At 72.9% G+C, this 18,611-nt stretch carries 14 protein-coding genes; 5 read left to right on the top strand and 9 right to left on the bottom strand.

The window, feature by feature from the left end; translation table 11 throughout:
- Positions 1–47: 47 nt before the first annotated feature.
- Positions 48–794: an aspartate/glutamate racemase family protein gene (locus AAC134_RS21215; RefSeq protein WP_339951314.1), complete on the bottom strand. Its 747-nt coding sequence runs from the start codon at positions 792–794 to the stop codon at positions 48–50.
- Entirely contained in the window at positions 791–1,735 is a 945-nt protein-coding gene (locus AAC134_RS21210; protein WP_339951312.1) for a polysaccharide deacetylase family protein, read from the bottom strand. The genes AAC134_RS21215 and AAC134_RS21210 overlap by 4 nt, the downstream gene beginning before the upstream one ends.
- A 185-nt stretch (positions 1,736–1,920) precedes the next feature.
- On the opposite strand from AAC134_RS21210, the gene AAC134_RS21205 reads away from it, so the two are divergent.
- Positions 1,921–2,349, top strand: coding sequence for a hypothetical protein (locus AAC134_RS21205; RefSeq protein ID WP_339951310.1), 429 nt, complete (start codon positions 1,921–1,923; stop codon positions 2,347–2,349).
- A 136-nt stretch (positions 2,350–2,485) separates the two neighbouring features.
- Positions 2,486–2,998, top strand: coding sequence for a DUF992 domain-containing protein (locus AAC134_RS21200; protein ID WP_339951309.1), 513 nt, complete (start codon positions 2,486–2,488; stop codon positions 2,996–2,998).
- 138 nt (positions 2,999–3,136) lie between these two features.
- Here AAC134_RS21200 and AAC134_RS21195 read toward each other — a convergent pair whose 3' ends face one another.
- Entirely contained in the window at positions 3,137–6,601 is a 3,465-nt protein-coding gene (locus AAC134_RS21195; RefSeq protein ID WP_339951307.1) for a calcium-binding protein, read from the bottom strand.
- A 251-nt stretch (positions 6,602–6,852) separates the two neighbouring features.
- Between AAC134_RS21195 and AAC134_RS21190 the strand changes: the two genes are divergently transcribed.
- Entirely contained in the window at positions 6,853–8,706 is a 1,854-nt protein-coding gene (locus AAC134_RS21190; RefSeq protein WP_339951305.1) for a hypothetical protein, read from the top strand.
- A 286-nt stretch (positions 8,707–8,992) separates the two neighbouring features.
- Positions 8,993–10,915, top strand: coding sequence for a multiheme c-type cytochrome (locus tag AAC134_RS21185; protein ID WP_339951303.1), 1,923 nt, complete (start codon positions 8,993–8,995; stop codon positions 10,913–10,915).
- Positions 10,916–11,253: 338 nt separating this feature from the next.
- On the opposite strand, the gene AAC134_RS21180 is transcribed toward AAC134_RS21185, so the two are convergent.
- The 4 genes from AAC134_RS21180 to AAC134_RS21165 form a co-directional block, all read right to left on the bottom strand.
- A complete protein-coding gene (locus AAC134_RS21180; protein WP_339951301.1) occupies positions 11,254–12,912 on the bottom strand; it encodes an AMP-binding protein in 1,659 nt (552 codons plus the stop codon).
- A 99-nt stretch (positions 12,913–13,011) separates the two neighbouring features.
- Positions 13,012–14,082 carry a phosphotransferase family protein gene (locus AAC134_RS21175; protein WP_339951299.1) on the bottom strand — a complete coding sequence of 357 codons (1,071 nt, stop codon included), beginning with the start codon at positions 14,080–14,082 and terminating at the stop codon, positions 13,012–13,014.
- Positions 14,079–14,819: an SDR family oxidoreductase gene (locus AAC134_RS21170; protein ID WP_339951297.1), complete on the bottom strand. Its 741-nt coding sequence runs from the start codon at positions 14,817–14,819 to the stop codon at positions 14,079–14,081. Before AAC134_RS21170 ends, AAC134_RS21175 begins: the two co-directional genes overlap by 4 nt.
- Positions 14,819–16,090 carry an acyl-CoA dehydrogenase family protein gene (locus AAC134_RS21165; protein WP_339951295.1) on the bottom strand — a complete coding sequence of 424 codons (1,272 nt, stop codon included), beginning with the start codon at positions 16,088–16,090 and terminating at the stop codon, positions 14,819–14,821. Before AAC134_RS21165 ends, AAC134_RS21170 begins: the two co-directional genes overlap by 1 nt.
- 108 nt (positions 16,091–16,198) lie before the next feature.
- Between AAC134_RS21165 and AAC134_RS21160 the strand changes: the two genes are divergently transcribed.
- The gene (locus AAC134_RS21160) at positions 16,199–17,125 is read left to right on the top strand and encodes a LysR family transcriptional regulator (protein WP_339951293.1); all 927 of its coding nucleotides are present in this window, start codon (positions 16,199–16,201) and stop codon (positions 17,123–17,125) included.
- Here the strand turns inward: AAC134_RS21160 and AAC134_RS21155 are convergent.
- Positions 17,122–17,931 carry an SDR family oxidoreductase gene (locus AAC134_RS21155; RefSeq protein ID WP_339951291.1) on the bottom strand — a complete coding sequence of 270 codons (810 nt, stop codon included), beginning with the start codon at positions 17,929–17,931 and terminating at the stop codon, positions 17,122–17,124. The genes AAC134_RS21160 and AAC134_RS21155 overlap by 4 nt on opposite strands.
- A gap of 179 nt (positions 17,932–18,110) precedes the next feature.
- On the bottom strand, positions 18,111–18,611 hold a 501-nt coding region (locus tag AAC134_RS21150; RefSeq protein WP_339951289.1), incomplete at its 5' end, for an ATP-binding cassette domain-containing protein.

Below are 18,611 nucleotides of genomic sequence, written 5' to 3'. Positions count from 1 at the left end.
AGAACAGGCGCTTTGCGCCGGGGGTTCGGGCGGGGCGCCAGAGGCGCTTACGGGCTGTGGGCGATCCAGGCGGCGAGCGCGGGGTCGAGGCCCTCGGAGGGTTTTGCGGGCGGGCGGGCGCAGGCGCCGCGGTTGGCGCCCTTGGGGGCGAGGCGGACCAGCGCCTCGGCCTGGGTCACGGCGGCCGAGATCGGGTCGATCGCCACGCAGGGCAGGTCGTCGGCAAGCTCGGCGGCCAGGCCCGCCAGCGGGGCGCCCCCGAAGATCACCGCGTCGGCCTCGTCCTCGGCCGCCATCCGCCGGGCGAGGCGCAGGAGGATGTCGCGCATGTTGGTCGCCACATCGCTCACCGGACCGTCGATGTCCTCGGCCGAGCGCAGGCCCGCAAACCGCGCCTCGAGCCCCAGGTCGCGCACGCTGGCGTGGTACCAGGGCTTCAGCCAGGGCGCGAACGTCACCACTCCGAAGCGGCGGCCAAGCTGGCAGGCGGTCAGCATCGAGGCCTCGGCCATCCCCGTCACCGGCAGGTCGAACAGCTCGCGCGCCGCATCGAGCCCCGGATCCCCGAAGGCCGCGATCACCACCGCGTCGACCTCGCCCGCCCGCGGGGCGATCATCTCGAGCGCGAGGGCGCCCGCGATCTGCGCCTCGGCCCGCGAGGAGATGTAGGGGAAGCCGCGCTCGGCCGTCAGGGGCAGGATCTCGGTGCCGGGCGCGGCCACCCCGCGCGCAACCTCGGCCAGGCGGTCGGTCATGGCGCGGGTCATGTTGGGGTTGACCAGCAGGATCTTCATGGCGCGGTCTCCGCAATCGGGGGCAGGGGCGCCCAGGCGGGCAGGCCCGAGGCCGCGCGCCAGGCGTGGGCGATGTCGCGGCGGCGGGCGGGCCAGACCTCGCCCGCCTCGCTCAGGCGCGCGGGGGCGGAGAGGACCGTCTCCAGCCCGCCGATCCGCGCGGGGCGCCCGATCAGGCGCGGGTGCAGGCCGATCGAGAGCATCCGCGCCTCGCCCCGCGCCTCGTTCCGCAGCCGCTCCAGCGCGGCGAGGCAATAGTCCGCGAAGTCCCGCCCCTGCACGAAACCGCCCCCCGGCTCGAAGCGCATGTCGTTGGTGTCGAACGCGTAGGGCAGCACGATATGGGGCCGGCCCGCGGCCGCCGCCGCATAGGGCAGGTCGTCGTCGTAGGCGTCGGAATCGTAGAGAAATCCGCCATGCTCGCCCAGCAGTCGCCGGGTGGCGGGAGAGGCGGCCGAGCGCGTGTGCCAGCCCACCGGCGCGACGCCTGTGGCCGAGAGGATCGTCGCGTGGCTGCGGGCGATGACCGCCCGCTCCTCCGCCTCGGCCATGCCGGCGTGGGAGACCCAGCGCCAGCCGTGGCAGGAGACCTCGTGGCCCGCCGCGACGGCCGCCTGCAGCAGCCAGGGCGTGCGCTCGGCCGCCCGGCCGCAGGTCGAGAACGTGGCCGGGATCGCGTGGGCCGCCAGCGCCTCGAGCACCCGTCGGAAGCCGGCGCGCGGGCCGTAGGCGAACTGGCTTTCCATGCAGGGGTCGGGATGGTCCTCGACGCGCTGGTTGGCCTCGGGCAGGCGCTCGTTCACGCGATCGCCCTCGGCGATCGAGCTCTCGGCCCCCTCCTCGACGTTGACCACCACCGAGACGGCCAGCCCCCGCCCCTGCGGCCAGGGGGCGCGCGGCGCGCCGTCCCACCAGCCGCGCAGGTCCCTGCGGTCGTTCATCGCGCGCCCCCCGATCCAGCCTGCGACGAACCTTGCACGCGTCGCCGCGGCCGGCAATCGACAGGGCGCCGCGCCGGGGAATCGACGAAAGTTCTAAGGGCTTTCCGCTTGCGAACCGGCGGGAAAAAATGGATTTTCCAGCTTGGGTGAGTGCAGCGTCCTGTGGGAGTGGGTTTGACATGCCGATGAGCGGGATCTGGTCGGGGAAATCCGGCAACGCCTACGTGACCCTCTGCTATGGCCTCGACGCCCCGGCGTCCGCTCCGGCCTCCGCCCCGGCGTCCGCGCCGCCGCCCGCGCTTCCGGCGGTCTGCGTGATCACGACGGCGGGAACCGGCGGCGGCGCGCGGCGGCGGGTGCTGGCGGTGCTGGCGGTCGATGACGCGGCCGAGGCCTTCGGGCCCGGCGCCGCCCTGCGCGCGCGGCTTTGCGACGGCGGCGCCAGCCACGCGCACCTGTGGTTCGACGTCGGTCACACCCCGATGCGCGAAGAGATCGCAGCCGACCTCGCGGCCGCCCTGCGCCCCGGCCGCGCCGACATGGCCGCCGAGGCCGCCGCCCTCGCCGCGGCGCCGTCCCGGCCGCCCGAGCCCGCCCGCCGCGGCGCCGCCTGAGCGGCGTTTCGTTCAGTCTCCGTTCAGGCCCGGACGCGTAGCCCTGCCGCAAGGACGGGCGCGTGCGGCACGGGGTGGGCTCGGCCGACGCTCCGTCGCGGCGGAGAATTCCTCCGCCCGATCAAGGGAGACCGCCATGCTCCAGCTTTCCTCGCGCGCCGCGCGCTTCGCCGCCGCCGGCCTGCTGGCCGCCGCCTCCGCCAGCCTCGCGCCGGCCAGCGCCCAGGACAACGAGGTCCGCGTCGAGTTCGGCATGCTGACCTGCACGCTCGCCGACAAGACCAACCTGATCATCGTCTCCTCGACCACCTTCGACTGCGTGTTCGAGCATGCCGACGACCGCCCCTCCGAGGAACTGACCGCCAAGATGGGCAAGCTCGGCGCCGACCTGACCATCAAGGCCGAGGAGACGCTGAAATGGGCGGTCCTCGCCCCCTCCGTCGACGCCGAGGTCTCGGCGATGGAGGGCGACTATTTCGGCGTCGGCGCCGACATCGCCGCGGGCAAGGGCGTGGGCGCCAACGCGCTGCTGGGGGGCTTTGACAAGTCCTTCGCGCTGCAGCCGGTGTCGGTCTCGACCTCCGACGGGGTCGGCGCCTCGCTGGCGGTGGAGATGTTCACCCTCGAGTATGTCGGCCTGGCCGAGTGAGCGCGACCGGGGCCGCCGCGCCCCGGGGCCGAGACGGAACCGGCCGGGCGCCCTTGCGGGCGTCCGGCCGACGCGCGTCCGGCCGACGCGCGTCTGACCGGGGCGTATCTGGCGGATCCCGCGCGACTGGCGCAGGGCTCAGGCCCAGCCGGGCATCTCGTCGGGCGCCTCCTCCGCCAGCCTGACGATGTCGCCGGCCAGCGCCTCGGCGTCCCGGAAGGCGTTGCGGGCGCCCGGAATATGCTCGAAGGCGGTGCGCACCTGGCCCAGCCAGTCCTCGACCCGGTCGTCGAAGATCGCCTGGGCGCCGCGGGTCGCGGTCTCGGCGATCAGGTAGGGGGAGAGGTCGACCGCGTCGTCGGTCCAGGCCTCGGGCCACTTGCCGCGCAGCACCTGCCTGAAGCCGCGCGCGGACTCCGACGTCCAGGTCTCCTGGTTCAGCTCGCCGTCCTGCCAGGCCCGGCCGATGTCGTACTCGACCGAGCCCTCCGAGGTCACGATGCGCAGCGTCTCGACCCGGGTGGCGGCCTCGTCCATGTTCTTCACCCGGATGTGGCCCGCGAAATCGAGCGTCGTTCCCCCCGCGGTGCGCAGCCCGATCACCAGGTCCCTCCCCCCGAGGCTTGCGAAGGCGAGGTTGTCGGCCGAGATGTCGACCAGCCCGCCGAAGCCGCGCAGCTCGATCACGTCCGCGCCGCCTGCCGCCCCGCCCCCGGCGTTCGCCTGCGCCTCCTCGCGCGCCGCGTCCGAGCGGGTGCGCCCGGCCCAGTCGCGGGCGGCGTCGAGGCCCGCCTCGTCGATGTCATGCTCCCCGCGCGAGCCGAAGGTGAACAGGTAGGTGTCGTTCCCCGCTCCCCCCACCAGATCGCCGCCGGTGTCGCCCGCCCCGATCACGTCGTTCCCCGCGCCGCCGATGAACTGGTTGGTCGAGAGGTCGAAGGCCGACTTGAGCTTGGCGATCGAGGGGGCGAGCGCGGACTCGACGTATTTCAGCGGATCGAACCGCTCAAGGATCTCCTGGATGTCGGCGACCGTGTCGACCACCGCCTCGAGCGGGTCGAGCGCGTCGTCGATCCAGGCCGCCGCCGCCGCGATCTGCCTGACCGGCAGGAACGAGCCGGCGACGTAGCTCACGAAGATCGAGGCGTCCACGATCCAGTCGTCGCCGTCCCCGCCGTGGTAGATGTTCAGCCCCGCCGCGTCGGTCAGCATCAGGTCCGCCCCGGTCCCGGCCATCGACAGGTTGTAGGCCCCCCCGCCGAGAAAGATGTCGTCGCCCGCCCCGCCCGACTGCACGCCCAGCTCGCCGCCGGCCACCAGCACGTCGTCGCCCGCGTCCGCGATCTGCACGTTGACCGAGGGGATCGCCTTGAGCAGCGCCTTCTTGAGCTTCTCGGCCCCGAAGTCCGAGGCCAGTTTCGCGGCCTTCCTGTCGCCGTCGACATCGCCGCCGAACTTGGTGTCGACGATCTTGCGCAGCTTCCTCGCGTCGGACATGTAGTCCTTGAACTTCTGGATCGGGTTCTTGCCCGCCTGCAGGCCGAAGCCGATCACCAGGTCGTCGCCCTCGCCGCCCCATTGCACCTGGGCGCCGGCCTTCTTGCCGCGCGCGACCCCGAACAGGACATCCTCGCCCGCGCCGCCGAGCTGCAGGCCCGCCATGCCGAGGCCCGCCATCACGTCGTCGCCCTCGGCCCCGCTCTGCACCTGGCCCTTGCCGAAGCCGACCATCACGTCCTCGCCCGCGCCGGCGAACTGCAGGTTGGCCACGCCTCCGCCCAGCAGCACGTCGCGGCCCTCGCCGCCGAACTGGAAGTTGGCCTTGCCGCCGCCGATCATCACGTTCTCGCCGCCCCCGGCGTCGTCGACCCGGGCGTCGAGCTTCTCGCGCTCCTCTCCGAAGCGGGCGTTGCCGACGCGCGCGTCCTCGGGGATCGAGGACCACAGGTGGTCGCCGAACTGGGCCGTGCCCTTGCCCCCCGCGATCAGCCAGTCGTCGCCCGCCGCCCCGATCTGCACGTTGGCCCCGCCGACCGCGGCCAGCACGTCGTCGCCCTCGCCGCCATGCTGGATGTTCACGCCGCCGATCGCGATCAGCCAGTCGTCCCCGGCGCCGCCCAGCTGGATGTTGAGAAGCCCGCCCGCGAACAGCAGATCCGCGCCCGCCTCGCCGCTCTGGAAGTTCAGCCTGGTGCCGTAGACGGCCATGGCGTCGTCGCCCTCGCCGCCGAACTGGACGTTGGCCTGGCCGAGCGCCCCCATCCGGTCGTCGCCGGCGCCGCCGTACTGCTCGTTCACCGCGCCGGTGGCCAGCAGCAGGTCGTCGCCCTCCTCGCCGAACATGCGGTTCCAGCCGCCGCGCGCGCTCAACGTGTCGTCGCCCCCGCCGCCGCGGATGATGTTCACCCCGCCGATCCCGATCAGCACGTCCGCGCCCGCCTCGCCGCGCAGGTCGTTGACCCCGCCGGTGGCGCGGATCCTGTCGTCGCCGGCCCCGCCCCAGGCGCTCGACACCGCGCCAATCGCGTCGATGCGGTCGTCGCCCGCGCCGCCGATCAGCGCGTTCTCGGCCCCCAGGCCGAAGATCCGGTCGTCGCCGCTCCCGCCGTTGAGGTTGTTGTAGGCCCCGAACCCCCGCATCACGTCGTCGTCGGCCCCCCCGTCGACGTCGTTCCACGCGCCGTAGGCCTTGAGCGTGTCGCGCCCGTCCTCGCCGCGCATCAGGTTGCGCCCGCCCCGCCCGGTCAGCGCATCGCCCCCCGCGCCGCCGTAGATCTTGTTGTCGCCCCCGGTCGCCACGATCGTGTCGTTGTCGCCCTCGCCGCGCAGGACGTTGACCGCGCCGAAGCCCTTGATCCGGTCGCGCCCCTCGCCCCCGAAGACGTCGGCCACCCCCGCGTTCGAAGCCATGAGGTCGTTGCCCTCGCCCCCGAACAGCTTGGCCGAGATCCCGTCGACCCGGATCTCGTCGTCGCCCTTGTCGCCATGCGCCTCGGCATAGCCGCCCAGGTTGTAGATCCGGTCGTCGCCGCCCTTGCCGTGGATGAAGCTGGCGACGCCCCCGCCGGCCAGGTCGTTGTCGTTGCCGTCGCCCTCGATGACGATGCCGGCCTTGCGCACGATGGCCTTCACGCTCTCGATCGCGGCGTCGAGCGCGGCCTGCGCGGCCTCCTTGAAATCCTCGAGCGCGCCGGCCGCCGCGTCGCGGGCCGAGGCGAGCGCGTCGGCCGCCGCGTCGCGCGCGGTCCCGAGCCACTCCGCGGCCTTGTCCCACACCGCCTCGAGGCCGGCCCGCCCCAGCGCGACGGCCTCGCCCAGCGCGTCGCCGACCGCGGCCGCGCCGGCCCTGATCGCCTCGGCGGTGCTCTCCGCGGCGTCCTGCGCCACGCCGACCACGAAGTCGACGGCCTGCTCGGCCACGCCGACCGCGTCGGCGGCGACCTGCTGGGCGGCGTCGGCGGCGTCCCTGACCGCCTGCGCGACCTTCCTCGCCCCGCTCTCGATCGCCTCGGCCGCGCCCGACACGGTGTCCGAGACCACGCCCACGATCTTCTTCACGCCGGTGACCAGGGCCGAGCCGGCCTTCTTGATGAAGTCGAACATGTCGGCGTCGCCCCTCGGTCTGGTCTGCGCGCCCTCCCTGACGCAACGGAATTCGGGGGTAGCATGGCCCTCACGCCGCCGCCAAGCGAATTGATCCCGATCAGAAACCCACCCTCTTGCCGCGGCGTCCGCCTGCGGCTAGGCAGGGACAGGGGCGCAGACCCCGCACCCGACGGCCCCGCGCCGCCGCCGCGTCCCCGGGGCCCGGGGGCCTCGCGACCCGGCCGCCGGGCAGGCGCGAGGGGAGGCACATGGCCCGGTTCACCGTCACCAGCAGCGCGTCGAGCCTGACCGACGACGACCCCGACCTTCTGACCCTGCGCGGCGCGCTGGCCGCGGCGGCGGAGTCTCCCGGCGCCGACGTGATCCGCTTCGCCGCCGAGGTGACCGAGATCCGGCTGCATTCGGTCCTGACCCTGTCCGACCCCGACCCGGTGACCCTCAAGGGCGACCGCGACGGCGACCATCTGCCCGACGTGACTCTCTCGGGCCAGGGCGCCGTCCAGCATCTGCGGGTGCTCGAGGGCGCGCGCGTCGCCATCGAGGGGGTGGCCTTCGTCGAGGGCCGCCATGCGACCTCGGCCGCGGGCGCCGCGTCGTGGTCCTCGATCTCCAACGCCGGCGAGCTGACCCTGCGCGACGTGCGCTTCGAGGACAACGTGGCCATCGCCGGCGACGGCGGGACCGGGGGAACCCGCGGGGCGCCCTCGGCCAAGGGCAAGTCGGCCGACGGCTACAACGGCGCCCCGGGCGACACCGGCTACCGCGGCAACAGCGGCGGAACCGGCGGCGACGCCGCGACCGTGTGGAACGCGGGCGCGCTGACCCTCGAGAACGCCGTCTTCGCGCAGAGCAACGCCGCCACGCCCGGAACCGGCGGCCGCGGCGGCCGCGGCACGACCGGAGGCAAGGGCGGCGAGGGCGGCGACAGCGAGTCCTTCAAGATCAACGCCGGCGCCGGCGGCCCCGGCGGGCGCGGCGGCCCCGGCGGCTTCCAGGGCCAGCACGGCGAGGCGGCCTACGGCGTGCTGAACCGGGGCGGCGAGATCGCCGGCTTCGCCGTGGCCGGGGACGAGATCCGCGACATCGCCCAGACCCCCGGCCTCGCCACCGCTCCGGGCGGCGCGGGCGGGGCGGGCGGCGCGAAGGGGGCGTGGTACGCCTCGAACGGCGCGACCGGCCCGGGCGGATCGAGCTACACCTCGAGCCGCGGCGACCGCCACGCCTCGGGCCTGCTGTCGATCGACGGGGGGACGGGCGAGGCGACCAGCCTCGACGCCTGGTTCACCGTCTCGGCCGGCCGCAAGGCCGAGATCCGCGAGGGCCAGAGCTACACCTTCGCCATCCAGCGCCACTCCATCGACGACGGCATCTACGAGGCGACCTGGGCGATCGCCCCCAGCGTCCTGACCCCCGAGAGCGACTTCAAGGGCCCGACCTCGGGCACGGTCAACTTCTCGGAGGCGGGCGGCGACATCGCGCTCGTCACCGTCAGCCTCGCGCGCGACGACACGCTCGAGGGGCCCGAGCAGATCGCGCTGCGCCTGACCTCCGCCCGCACGCTCGAGACCGAGGCGCGGGAGGTCGCCGTCTCCTCCCGCCCCGCGACGGTCAAGGTCGCCTCCGAGCTTCCCACCAATCGCGACGACGTCATCCGGGGCGCCTCGGGCCCCGACAATCTGCTGCTGCGGCGGGGCGACGACAGCGCCCGGGGCCGCGGCGGGGACGACGTGCTCAAGGGGCAGGCCGGGAACGACCGGCTGTGGGGCGATGCGGGCGACGACCGGCTTTCGGGCGACGGCGGCAGGGACCGGATCTGGGGCGGGCCGGGCGACGACGTGATCGAGGGCGGCCGGGGCGCCGACCGGATGTGGGGCGGGGGCGGCGAGGACGTCTTCCGCCTCGCCCGCGGCGACGGCCGGGACGTGATCCTGGGCTTCAAGGACGGCCAGGACCTGATCGAGATCACGCGCGGCGCCAGCCGCTGGAAGCAGATCGACGTCGAGAGCAGGGGCGGGGACGCGCTCGTCTCGTTCCGGAACGTCGCCCTCAGGCTCGAGGGCGTCGAGGCGTCCGACATCGGGCCCGAGGACTTCCTGCTCTGACCCGCCCGCCGCCCGCCGCTGTCGGGCAAGGCCGTCCCGACGCCGGCTCCTCTGCCTGACCCGGGCCTGACTGGGGCCAGCGCCGGGCCTCGGCAGCCGGCGGGCGTCCCGCCTCCGGACGCTGCGCCCACGCGCCGAAATTCCAAGCGGTTTCCGCGCCTTCTTTGCGCTCCGGCCGTTGCCCGCTCCGCGGTCGCCGCGCTATGCCTTGCAACCGGGGCAGGGCGCGGCCCGCCCGCCAGCGTCGCGCCGCCCCGGCTTCGGCGCCCAGCACCGGAGCCCGCCCATGCGTCGTCCCGCGTCCCCGATCCTCGTCGCGCTGGCCGCCCTGCTGGCGCTCGCGGGGGGCGGCCCCGCCTTCGCCCAGCCTGCGGGCTACGTCGGCTCGCAGACCTGCGCGAGCTGCCACGCGGACGCGGCCGAGGCCTGGACCGGCTCCCACCACGACCTCGCCTGGACGCTGCCCTCCGAAGGGCATGCGCTGGGCGACTTCTCGGGGGCGGAGTTCTCCCACAACGGGCTCGGCGGGCGCTTCGCCACCGACCCCGACGGGACCCCGCGCATCACGGTGACCGAATCCGACGGCCGCCGCGCCGCCTACCGGGTCGCCGGGGTGATCGGCATCGCCCCCCTCCAGCAATACGTGCTCGAGACCGAGCCCGGCCGCCTGCAGAGCTTCGACCTCGTCTGGGACGCCGAGCGGGAGAGCTGGTACCACCTCTACCCCGACCAGGACCTGCCGTTCGGCGACGGGCTGCACTGGACCGGCCCCTACAAGACCTGGAATTCCCGCTGCGCCGAGTGCCACGCCACCGGCTACGACAAGGGCTACGACCCCGCGAGCCGCACCTACGCCTCGACCCAGGCCGAGATCGGGGTGGGCTGCGAATCCTGCCACGGTCCCGGCGCCGCGCATTCCGACTGGGCCGCGGACGGGCAGGGCGCGGATCCCGGCTTTGCCGTCGACTTCGCCGATACCGAAGCCGGCATCCAGCAATGCGCCGGCTGCCACTCGCGGCGCGAGTCGTTCCTGCCCGGCTCGCCGCCGCCGGGGACGCCGTTCGCCGAGGCCTACAACCTCGCGCTCCTGCGCCCGGGCCTCTACCACGCCGACGGACAGATCCTGGACGAGGTCTATGTCTACGGCTCGTTCCTGCAGTCGAAGATGTACGCCAGGGGGGTGGGCTGCATGGATTGCCACGATCCCCACGCGGCGCAGGTCAAGCTCGAGGGCGACGCGCTGTGCGCCCAGTGCCACTCTCCCGCGGGCAACCCCGAGTTCCCGAGCCTGCCGCTGAAGGACTTCGCCAGCGCCGAGCACCACTTCCACCCCGAGGACTCGCAGGGCGCGCGCTGCGTCTCCTGCCACATGGTCTCGCGCGACTACATGGGGATCGACGGGCGGCGCGATCACTCGTTCCGGATCCCGCGCCCGGACCTCGCCGCGATCACCGGCGCGCCCGACGCCTGCAGCGGCTGCCACGCGGACCGCGACCCCGGCTGGGCGGCGGCCGAGATCGCCGCGCGACACCCCGACGCCGCCGCGCGTCCGCATTTCGGCGCGACCCTGGCGCGGGGACGCGCCAACGCCGCCGCCTCGGCGCAGGAGCTGGCGGGGCTGGCGCTCGATCCCGGCGAGCCCGGCATCGCGCGCGCCACCGCGCTGTGGCTGCTCGAGGCCGCGAACGATCCCGCCGCCGCCCGCCGGGCGCTGCCGCTGCTCTCGGATCCCGATCCGCTGGTGCGCGCGGCCGCGATCGGGGTCGTGGCGCCGCTGCCGCCCCAGGAAGGCTTCGGCGAGCTGACCCTGATGTTGCGCGACCCGGCCCGCCTGGTCCGCCAGGCCGCCGCCCGGGCGATGCTGAACGCGCCGATCGCGCATATGCCCGAGGCGATCTCGCGCGACCTGCGCGGGGCGCTGGGGGAATGGCAGAGCGCCATGGGCTCTCGCCTCGACTTCCCCGAGACGCACCTGCAGCTCGGCGGTCTGGCGCTGACCACCCGGCGTTTCGCGGCGGCCGAGGCCGCCTTCGCCGAGGCGACCGCCCTCGATCCCCAGCTGGTCGACGCCTGGCGCATGCGCGCCCGGATCGCGGCGGCGACGCAGGGGGCGCCCGCGGCGCAGGAGATCCTGGCCGATGCGCTCCTCGCCAATCCCGGCGACCCGATGCTCTCGGAGATGATGCGCCAGGCGCGCGGCGAGCCCTGATCGGCCGCGCCCCGGCCCCGGCCCCCTGCGGGGCGCCGGGGCCGGGGCGCGGAGGCGCCGCGTCGGCGGGGGCGCGGGTCCGCAGGTCTCGCCCGCGGCGCGTTGCGGATGTCTCTCCAGGACCGACGGTCGCCCCCCGGCGGCCGGGGTCCCGGGCGCCCTCGCCGGCCGCGCGCCGCGGGCGGGCCGCTCGCCCCGGGCGCCTCGCCCGACGCGGCGCCCGCGACACGCGCAACGGAGCGCCGCGGGATCGCGCGGGGGCGTCCGGTCGCGAGCGGCGGCCGCGCCCCGGAACCGGCGCGGCGTTGGAGCGGGGGCGGGCGGCTCCCCGCCCGCTCTCAGGCGACCGCGTCGCGCGCCCGCCGGTACTCCAGGTCGCGCAGCGCCCGCCGCTGGACCTTGCCCGAGACGGTCTTGGGCAGCTCGTCGAGGAACTCGATCTTGCGGGGATACTTGTAGGGCGCGGTCTGGGCCTTCACGTGGTCCTGCAACGCCCTGGCCATCGCCTCGTCGCCCGCATGCCCGTCGTGGAGCACCACGAACGCCTTGACCACCACGCCCCGCTTCTCGTCCGGAGAGGCCACGCAGGCGCATTCGCGCACCGCATCATGGGACATCACCGCCCCCTCGACCTCGGCCGGGCCGATCCGGTAGCCGGCGGCGTTGATCACATCGTCCGCCCGCCCCTCGTACCAGAAATACCCGTCGGCGTCCTTGCGGGCGAGATCGCCGGTGATGAACCATTTCGACCCGTCCGCGGCGAGCTTGAAACAGCCCTCCGTCCGCTCGGGATCCCGCCAGTAGCCCAGCATCAGCCCGTCGAACGGACACTTCAGCGCCACCGCGCCGGTCTCGCCGGGGGGCAGGGGCTCGCAGGTCTCCTCGTGCACCACGTCCACCGGGAAGCCCGGCATCGGCAGGCCCATCGAGCCGGGGCGGATCTCGGTGCAGGGGAAGTTCGCGACCGACATGAAGCTCTCGGTCTGGCCGTAGCTTTCGAGGAACTTGGTCCCCGAGAGACGCATCCAGCGCTCCGCCGTCGGCGCGTCCAGGCTCTCGCCCGCGGTGATCGAGAGGCGCAGGCGGCTGAGATCATGGGCCGCCACGTCCTCCCCCAGCATCCAGCGATACTCCGAGGCCGCGGCGGCGTAGATCGTCACCCCCCACTCCGCGATCAGCTCCAGCCGCTTCCCGGGATCGAACGGCCCGTCATGGACGAAGGCGCACACGCCCGCCAGCCACGGCCCCATCAGCGTCGAGGTCGCGTTGAACCCCCAGGCGGTGTCCGCCGTCCCCCAGCAGATATCCGCCTGCGACTGGTCGTTCATGTCGAACCAGTAGGCGGCGATCTCGTGGAACCCCCACACGAACCAGGCCGAGTGCGTGACCCCCTTCGGCGTCCCGGTCGAGCCGGAGGTGAAGTAGATGTACCCCGGATCCTCCCGCCGCAGCCGCGCGCTCTCGATCTCCTCCGAGGCGCCCTCCATCTCCGCCCGCAGGTCGGTCCAGCCCTCCGGCATCTCGCCGGGGCCGTAGGGGACCGCCAGCCGCGCGCAGCCCCGGGGGACCAGCCCGTCGAACTTGGGCGCCTCGCCGCGCACGGTGAGGATCGCCGCCGGCTCGGTCGCGCCGAGGCGATACTCGAGGTCCTTTCGGGTCAGCATCGTCAGGCAGGGCACCGCGATCGCCCCCAGCCGGGCGAGCGCCGTGATCACGATCTGCCACTCGGGGATCCGCGGGATCATCACGATCACCCGGTCCCCCCGCCCCACGCCCTGCGCGCGCAGCACGTTGGCCATGCGCCTGGACAGCGCCGCGATCTCGGCGAAGGTGAAACGCTGCGATGCGCCCTCGGCGTTGGTCCAGATCAGCGCCTGCCGCCCGGGGTCCCGCGCGTGGCCGTCGACGATGTCGGCGAAGCTCAAGGTCTCGGGCGGCTCGGGGCGGCGATAGCTCCGCGCCGTCTCCCAGTAGTCGGTCATGGGGGGCAGCAGCATGCGTTTCTCTCCCGGTTGGGCGCCTCTTTGACGGGCGCTCTCTGGCCCCTCGCGGGGCGGATCGCGCGGGGGGGCGGCTCCCCTCGCGCAGGTCTGGGCCTAGCCGATGCGGTGCAGCGCGCGCCCCATCAGCGCCACGGCGGTCGCGTGCAGCAGATCGCCCGTGGCCTTCGGGGCCCGCCCCGCGCAGGCCCGCGCGTGCGTCCCCTCGAGGATGATGCCCAAGCGGAAGCAGGCCAGCACAATAAACCAGTCGATGTGATTTAAATTGCGGCTGGAGAGCTGCCCATAGCGCGCGATCAGGTCCTCGGCCGAGGGGAACCCCTCCCACGGCTCGATCCTGAGAACCGGCAGCTCCGGCCCGCCCGATCCGGGGTAACATGCCACGATCCAACCCAGATCCACCAGCGGGTCGCCGATGGTGGCCAGCTCCCAGTCGACAATGGCCGCGAGATCGCCCGAGTCCGGCCGATACATCACGTTTCCGAATTGATAGTCGCCATGCAGGATCCCCGGCGGCTGCTCGGGAGGCAGGTTTGCGCGCAGCCAGTCGGCGATCCTGTCGACGCCGGGCAGGCCCGCGCGACCCGGCCATTCCGCGTGCCGCTCATAGTCGGTCAGCTGCGCCAGCCAGCGGTCGGCCTGGCGGGCGAGATAGCCCTCCGGCCGCCCGAAATCGCCCAGCCCCGCGGCCACATGATCGACCGCGTGCAGCGCCGCGATCCCTTCGACCAGCGCGAACCCCATCCGCCTGCGGATGGAGGGATCGGAGCGGTGCGGCTCCGGCAGGCCGGTGACCGCGTTGAAGCCCTCGACCGGCTCCATCAGGTAGAACGCGACGCCGAGCGGCTCGGGGTCCGCGCAGCCTGCGATCAGGCGGGGGTGGGGCACGTCCGAGCCCGCGATCGCGCCCAGCACCCGCGCCTCCCGCTCCATCGTGCGGTTGGAGCCCTGCCGCGGGACCGGCGGCGGACGGCGCAGGACAAAGTCCCGCCCCGCCCGCCGGAACCGCAGCAGCACGTTCTGGGTGCCGCCCGAGAGGGTGCGGGCCGCCTCGATCGGCCCCTCGCCCAGCCCCTCGCCGTCCATCCAGGACGCGAGCCGGTCGAGGTCCACGCCCCCGACCTCGCGACCCTCGGGTTTCGCAGCGCTGTCAGGGGCTTGGCTCACAGAACCAAACCGCCGTCGCAGGCGATGGTCTGCCCCGTGACATAGGCTGCCAGCGGCGAGGCCAGGAACAGGCACACGCCCGCCATGTCCTCGGGTTTTCCGAAGCGGCCCATGGGGATGCGCTGGCGCATTGCGTCGGCGCGGTCCTCGCGATCCGTGGTCACCGCGGTCATCCGCGTCGGCACGAACCCCGGCGCCAGCCCGTTCACCCGCACGCCCGAGCGCGCATAGGCCGCCCCCAGCGTGCGCACCAGCGCCACCGCGCCCGCTTTCGAGGCGTTGTAGGCGGGGTTGCCGACCGTCGCGTGATAGGCCGCGGTCGAGCTGACCACGATCGCCGAGCCCTTGGTTTTCTCGAGCATCGGCAGGAACTTGTCGATGATCACCATGTTCGAGGTCAGGTTCACGTCGACCACGTCGCGGAAGCCCTGCCACTTGAACTCGCCGCGCTTGTAGATCACGTGGCCCTGCGCGCAGACCACCACATCGAGACTGTCGAAAGGCGCCTCCCAGGCCTCAACGGCGTCGAAATCCGAGACGTCCATCTGGTGATAGTGGATGCCGGTCAGGTCCGACTCCGCCACACCCTCATAGTCCTTGGCCGAGGGTTTGCGAGCCCACACATGGACTTCCGCGCCTCTCTTGAGAAACCCCTGCGCGACGGCGTTGCCGATCCCGGCCGAGCCGCCCACCACCAGCACCCGCTGGCCGGAGAAATCGGTGTCTTTCACGTCCATTACCCGGCCTCCTTCACACGCTGGGCCTGCTTCTCCTGCGCCTTCCAGCGCACGTAGTCGGGGAACATCTCGGGGTTCGGCTCATATTGCTTGAGCAGCTGGCGGGCGACCACGGACTTGTGCACCTCGGTCGGACCGTCGGCGAGGCCGATCATGAAGCTGTTCATCAGGTGGTCCGAGAACGGCACCTCGGTGGTGATCCCCAGCGAGCCGTGCAGGTGAAGCGCCATCGAAGAAATGTCGTGCAACACCTTGGTCATCATGACTTTCACGGCCGAGACCTGCTGGCGCAGCGCCTTCCAGTCATGCCCCTGATCGGCGAGCCATGCGGTCTCGAGCACCAGCAGGCGGAACTGGCGCAGCTGGATCCAGGCGTCGGCGATCCGCTCCTGCACCATCTGCTGCTTCCACAGCGGCTCGCCCTTGGTCTTGCGCGACACCACCCGCTCGCAGGTCATGTCGAGGCACTTCTGGGATTCCGCGATGGCGCGCATGGCGTGGTGCAGCCGCCCGCCGCCCAGACGCGTCTGGGCCACGGCGAAGCCGTCGCCGCGCCCGCCCAGCAAGTTCTCGGGCGGCACGCGCACGTTGTTCCAGCGGACATGGGCGTGCTCGGGCTCGGCCTGGCCGTGGTAGCCGTAGTCGCGGATGATCTCGAGGCCCGGCGTGTCGGCGTCGACGATGAACATCGACTGGCGACGGTAGGGGTCGTTGGCCTCCGGCTCGGTCTTCACCATGACGATGTAGAACGAGGCGAATTTCGCGTTCGAGGAGAACCACTTCTCGCCGTTGATCACCCAGCCCTCGCCGTCCTTCTCGGCGGTGGTCTCGATCATCAGCGGGTCCGCGCCGCCCTGCGGCTCGGTCATCGCATAGCAGGAGACGATCTCGTTGTTGAGCAGGGGCTTGAGCCACTTCTCCTTCTGCTCGTCCGTGCCGAAATGGGCCAGGATCTCGGAGTTGCCGGTGTCCGGCGCCTGGGTCCCGAAGGTGATCGGGCCGAAGCGGGAGCGGCCGAGCTGCTCGTTCATCAGCGCCAGTTTCAGCTGCCCATAGCCCTTGCCGCCCAGATGCGGGCCGAGGTGGCAGGCCCAGAGCCCGCGCTCCTTCACCTTGGCCTGCAGCGGGCGGACCAGGCGCTTGAAGCCCTCGTCATGGATGTTCCACTGGCTGGGCAGGATATGGTCCAGCGGCTCGACGTTCTCGCGCACGAAGTCGCGGATCCAGTCGAGCTCCTTCTGGAACTCGGGGTCGGTCTCGAAAGACCACATGGGCGTTTCCTCCGGTTTCTTCCGCGCGAGGGTCGCCGAACGGCGCGGCGCTTTCCAATATCGGATTCTTGGGCGATCATTCGGGATCGCTTATGGATCGGAGCCTCCATGGACCTCGAAGCCACCCCCTTCCGCGCCTTCGTGAAGGTCGCCGAGCATGAGAGTTTCACGAGAGCGGCTGCGGAGCTGAACATCTCCCAGCCCGCGCTGTCGGCGATGATCAAGGAGATGGAGCGCAGGCTGGGGTTCCGGCTGTTCGAGCGCACCTCCCGCCGGGTCTCGCTGACCCGCGAGGGGCGGGCCCTGATCACCAACGCCAAGCGGGTGGTGCTGGAGCATGACTGGGCGCTGCAGCGGGCAAGAGAGATCGTTTCCAACGACTTGCGGATCGCGGCGCCCCTCGACTCCACCCTGATCGCCGAGCGCGCGGCGCTGACGGAGGCCTTCGCCACCCGTCACCCGAAGGCGCGGATCGACGTGCTGGCGCTGAGCCCCTCACGCCTCTACGACGCGGTGCGAAGCGATGAGGCGGATCTTGCGCTGACGCTGGAACCCTCGGCGCGCGACGAGCTCTCGCCGATCAACGCGGTGCGCGGCGCGGAGTTCGAGGCGCGGGTGCTCGCGACCCGCCGCGTGGGGCTGCTGGCGCCGCCGGGCCATCCGTTTTTCGGAAGGGCGCGGGTGGCAGAGGCGGAACTGAAGGGTGTGCGGGTCGCCGTCGTCGGCCGAGTGCATGGCGGGCCGCTCGCCTCGGGCGTCGGGCGCTGGCTGGCGGAGGTCGGCGCCGAGACCGTCCGGGCGGGCGAGGCCGACGCCATTTCCCTGATGCGGCTCGCCTTGCGCACCGGGGTGGCGGCGGTCGACATCGGCTGGTTCGAGATGGCGCGGCCGGCGGTGGGGCCCTCGCTCGCCACCGTGGGCATCGAGGGGGGCGGGGTCTCGACGGACCTGGTGATGATCCGCCGCCCCCGCGCGCCCCGCCCGCTGGCGGAGCGCTTCTGGGCCTTCGCGGGCGCGAGGGCCGAGGCCGGTTAGGCCCGCCGGATGGTCAGGCCGCCGTCGACGGGCAGCGCCGTGCCGGTGATGTAGCTGGCCGAGGGCAGGGCGAAGCTGAGCACGCCGTTGGCGATGTCCTCGGGGTCGCCGTAGCGCTTCAGGGCGGTGCGGCGCTTGGCGTAGATCACCTTGTGCTCCTCGGGGATGCGCTCGGTGATGCCGGAGCGGATCGGGCCGGGGCAGATGGCGTTTACGGTGATCCCCTCGGGGCCGAGGTCGCAGGCGAAGCCGCGCGTCAGGCCGATGACCCCGTGCTTGGCCGCGACATAGGCGGTGTTGCCTGGCGTGGCGCCCAGCCCCTCGGTCGAGGCGATGTTGACGATCCGCGGGTTGGCGGATTTGCGCAGCCAGGGCAGGGCGGTGCGGATGGTGCGCTGGTGGGCGGTCAGCATCCCGTCGAGCGCGCGGGCCCACTGCGTCTCGTAGGCGTCGGGCTCGTCGATCGGCGCCCAGGCGGAGAAGCCGGCGTTGTTCACGAGGATGTCGAGCCCGCCGAAGTGGTCGGTGGCCTTCTTGATCCCGGCCTGGATGGCGTCGAGCTTGGAGACGTCCATCGCGAAGGCCAGCGTCTCGCCGATGCTGGGGTCGTCCTTGCGGGCCTCGGCGATCTCTGCGGCCACCGCGTCGACCCCCTCCTGCGTCAGGTCGCTGAGCGCGACCTTCGCCCCCTCCCGCGCGAACAGATGCGCGGTCGCCCGGCCCATCCCCGAGGCGGCGCCGGTGACGAAGGCGACGCTTCCGGCGATGGAGCGGGAGCGATGCTGGTAGGGGGGCAGGTTGGCCATGGACGTCTTCCTCCGTGCGCGGCGCATTGCGGCCGCTGTTGTGATTTGCGCGCAGGCGTCGAGGCCGGCGCGGCCCCTTATGGGGATCACGCCGCGGGCCGGGTGCGCAAGGGGTCTGTAAGGAAGCCGGACGAAGACGGGGCGTCGGCGGGCGGCGCGCGTGGGGCCCCCGCGCGGGGCTATTCGAAGCTGCGGTATCCGCGGACGGCCTCGCGGTCGTAGCCCTCGGTCGCGCTCATCAGCTGGGCGGTGTAGGGCTCGGCCGGGGTGTGGGCGCGCAGGGTCTCCTCGGTCAGCTCCTCGACCATGCGGCCGCGGTTCATCACCGCCACGCGCCCGCAGAGATGGGCGACCACGGCGAGGTTGTGGGAGACCATCAGGTAGGTCAACCCCCGCTCCTGTTGCAGGCGTTTCAACAGGTTGAGGATCTCGGCCTGCACCGAAACGTCGAGCGCGCTGGTCGGCTCGTCCAGCAGCAGGATCTCTGGCTCGAGGATCAGGGCGCGGGCCACCGCGATGCGCTGACGCTGGCCGCCGGAGATCTGGTGGGGGTAGCGGAAGCGGAACTCCGGCCCCAGCCCCACGTCGCGCAGCGCGCCGAGGATCCGCCGGTCGCGATCCCCCAGGCCGTGGATCTCCAGCGGTTCGCGCAGGATCGCGTCCACGGTATGGCGGGGGGG

The organism is uncultured Albimonas sp. (genome assembly GCF_963977235.1).
GTDB lineage: Bacteria > Pseudomonadota > Alphaproteobacteria > Rhodobacterales > Rhodobacteraceae > Albimonas.
This window is presented reverse-complemented; position numbering and strand designations above follow the sequence as displayed.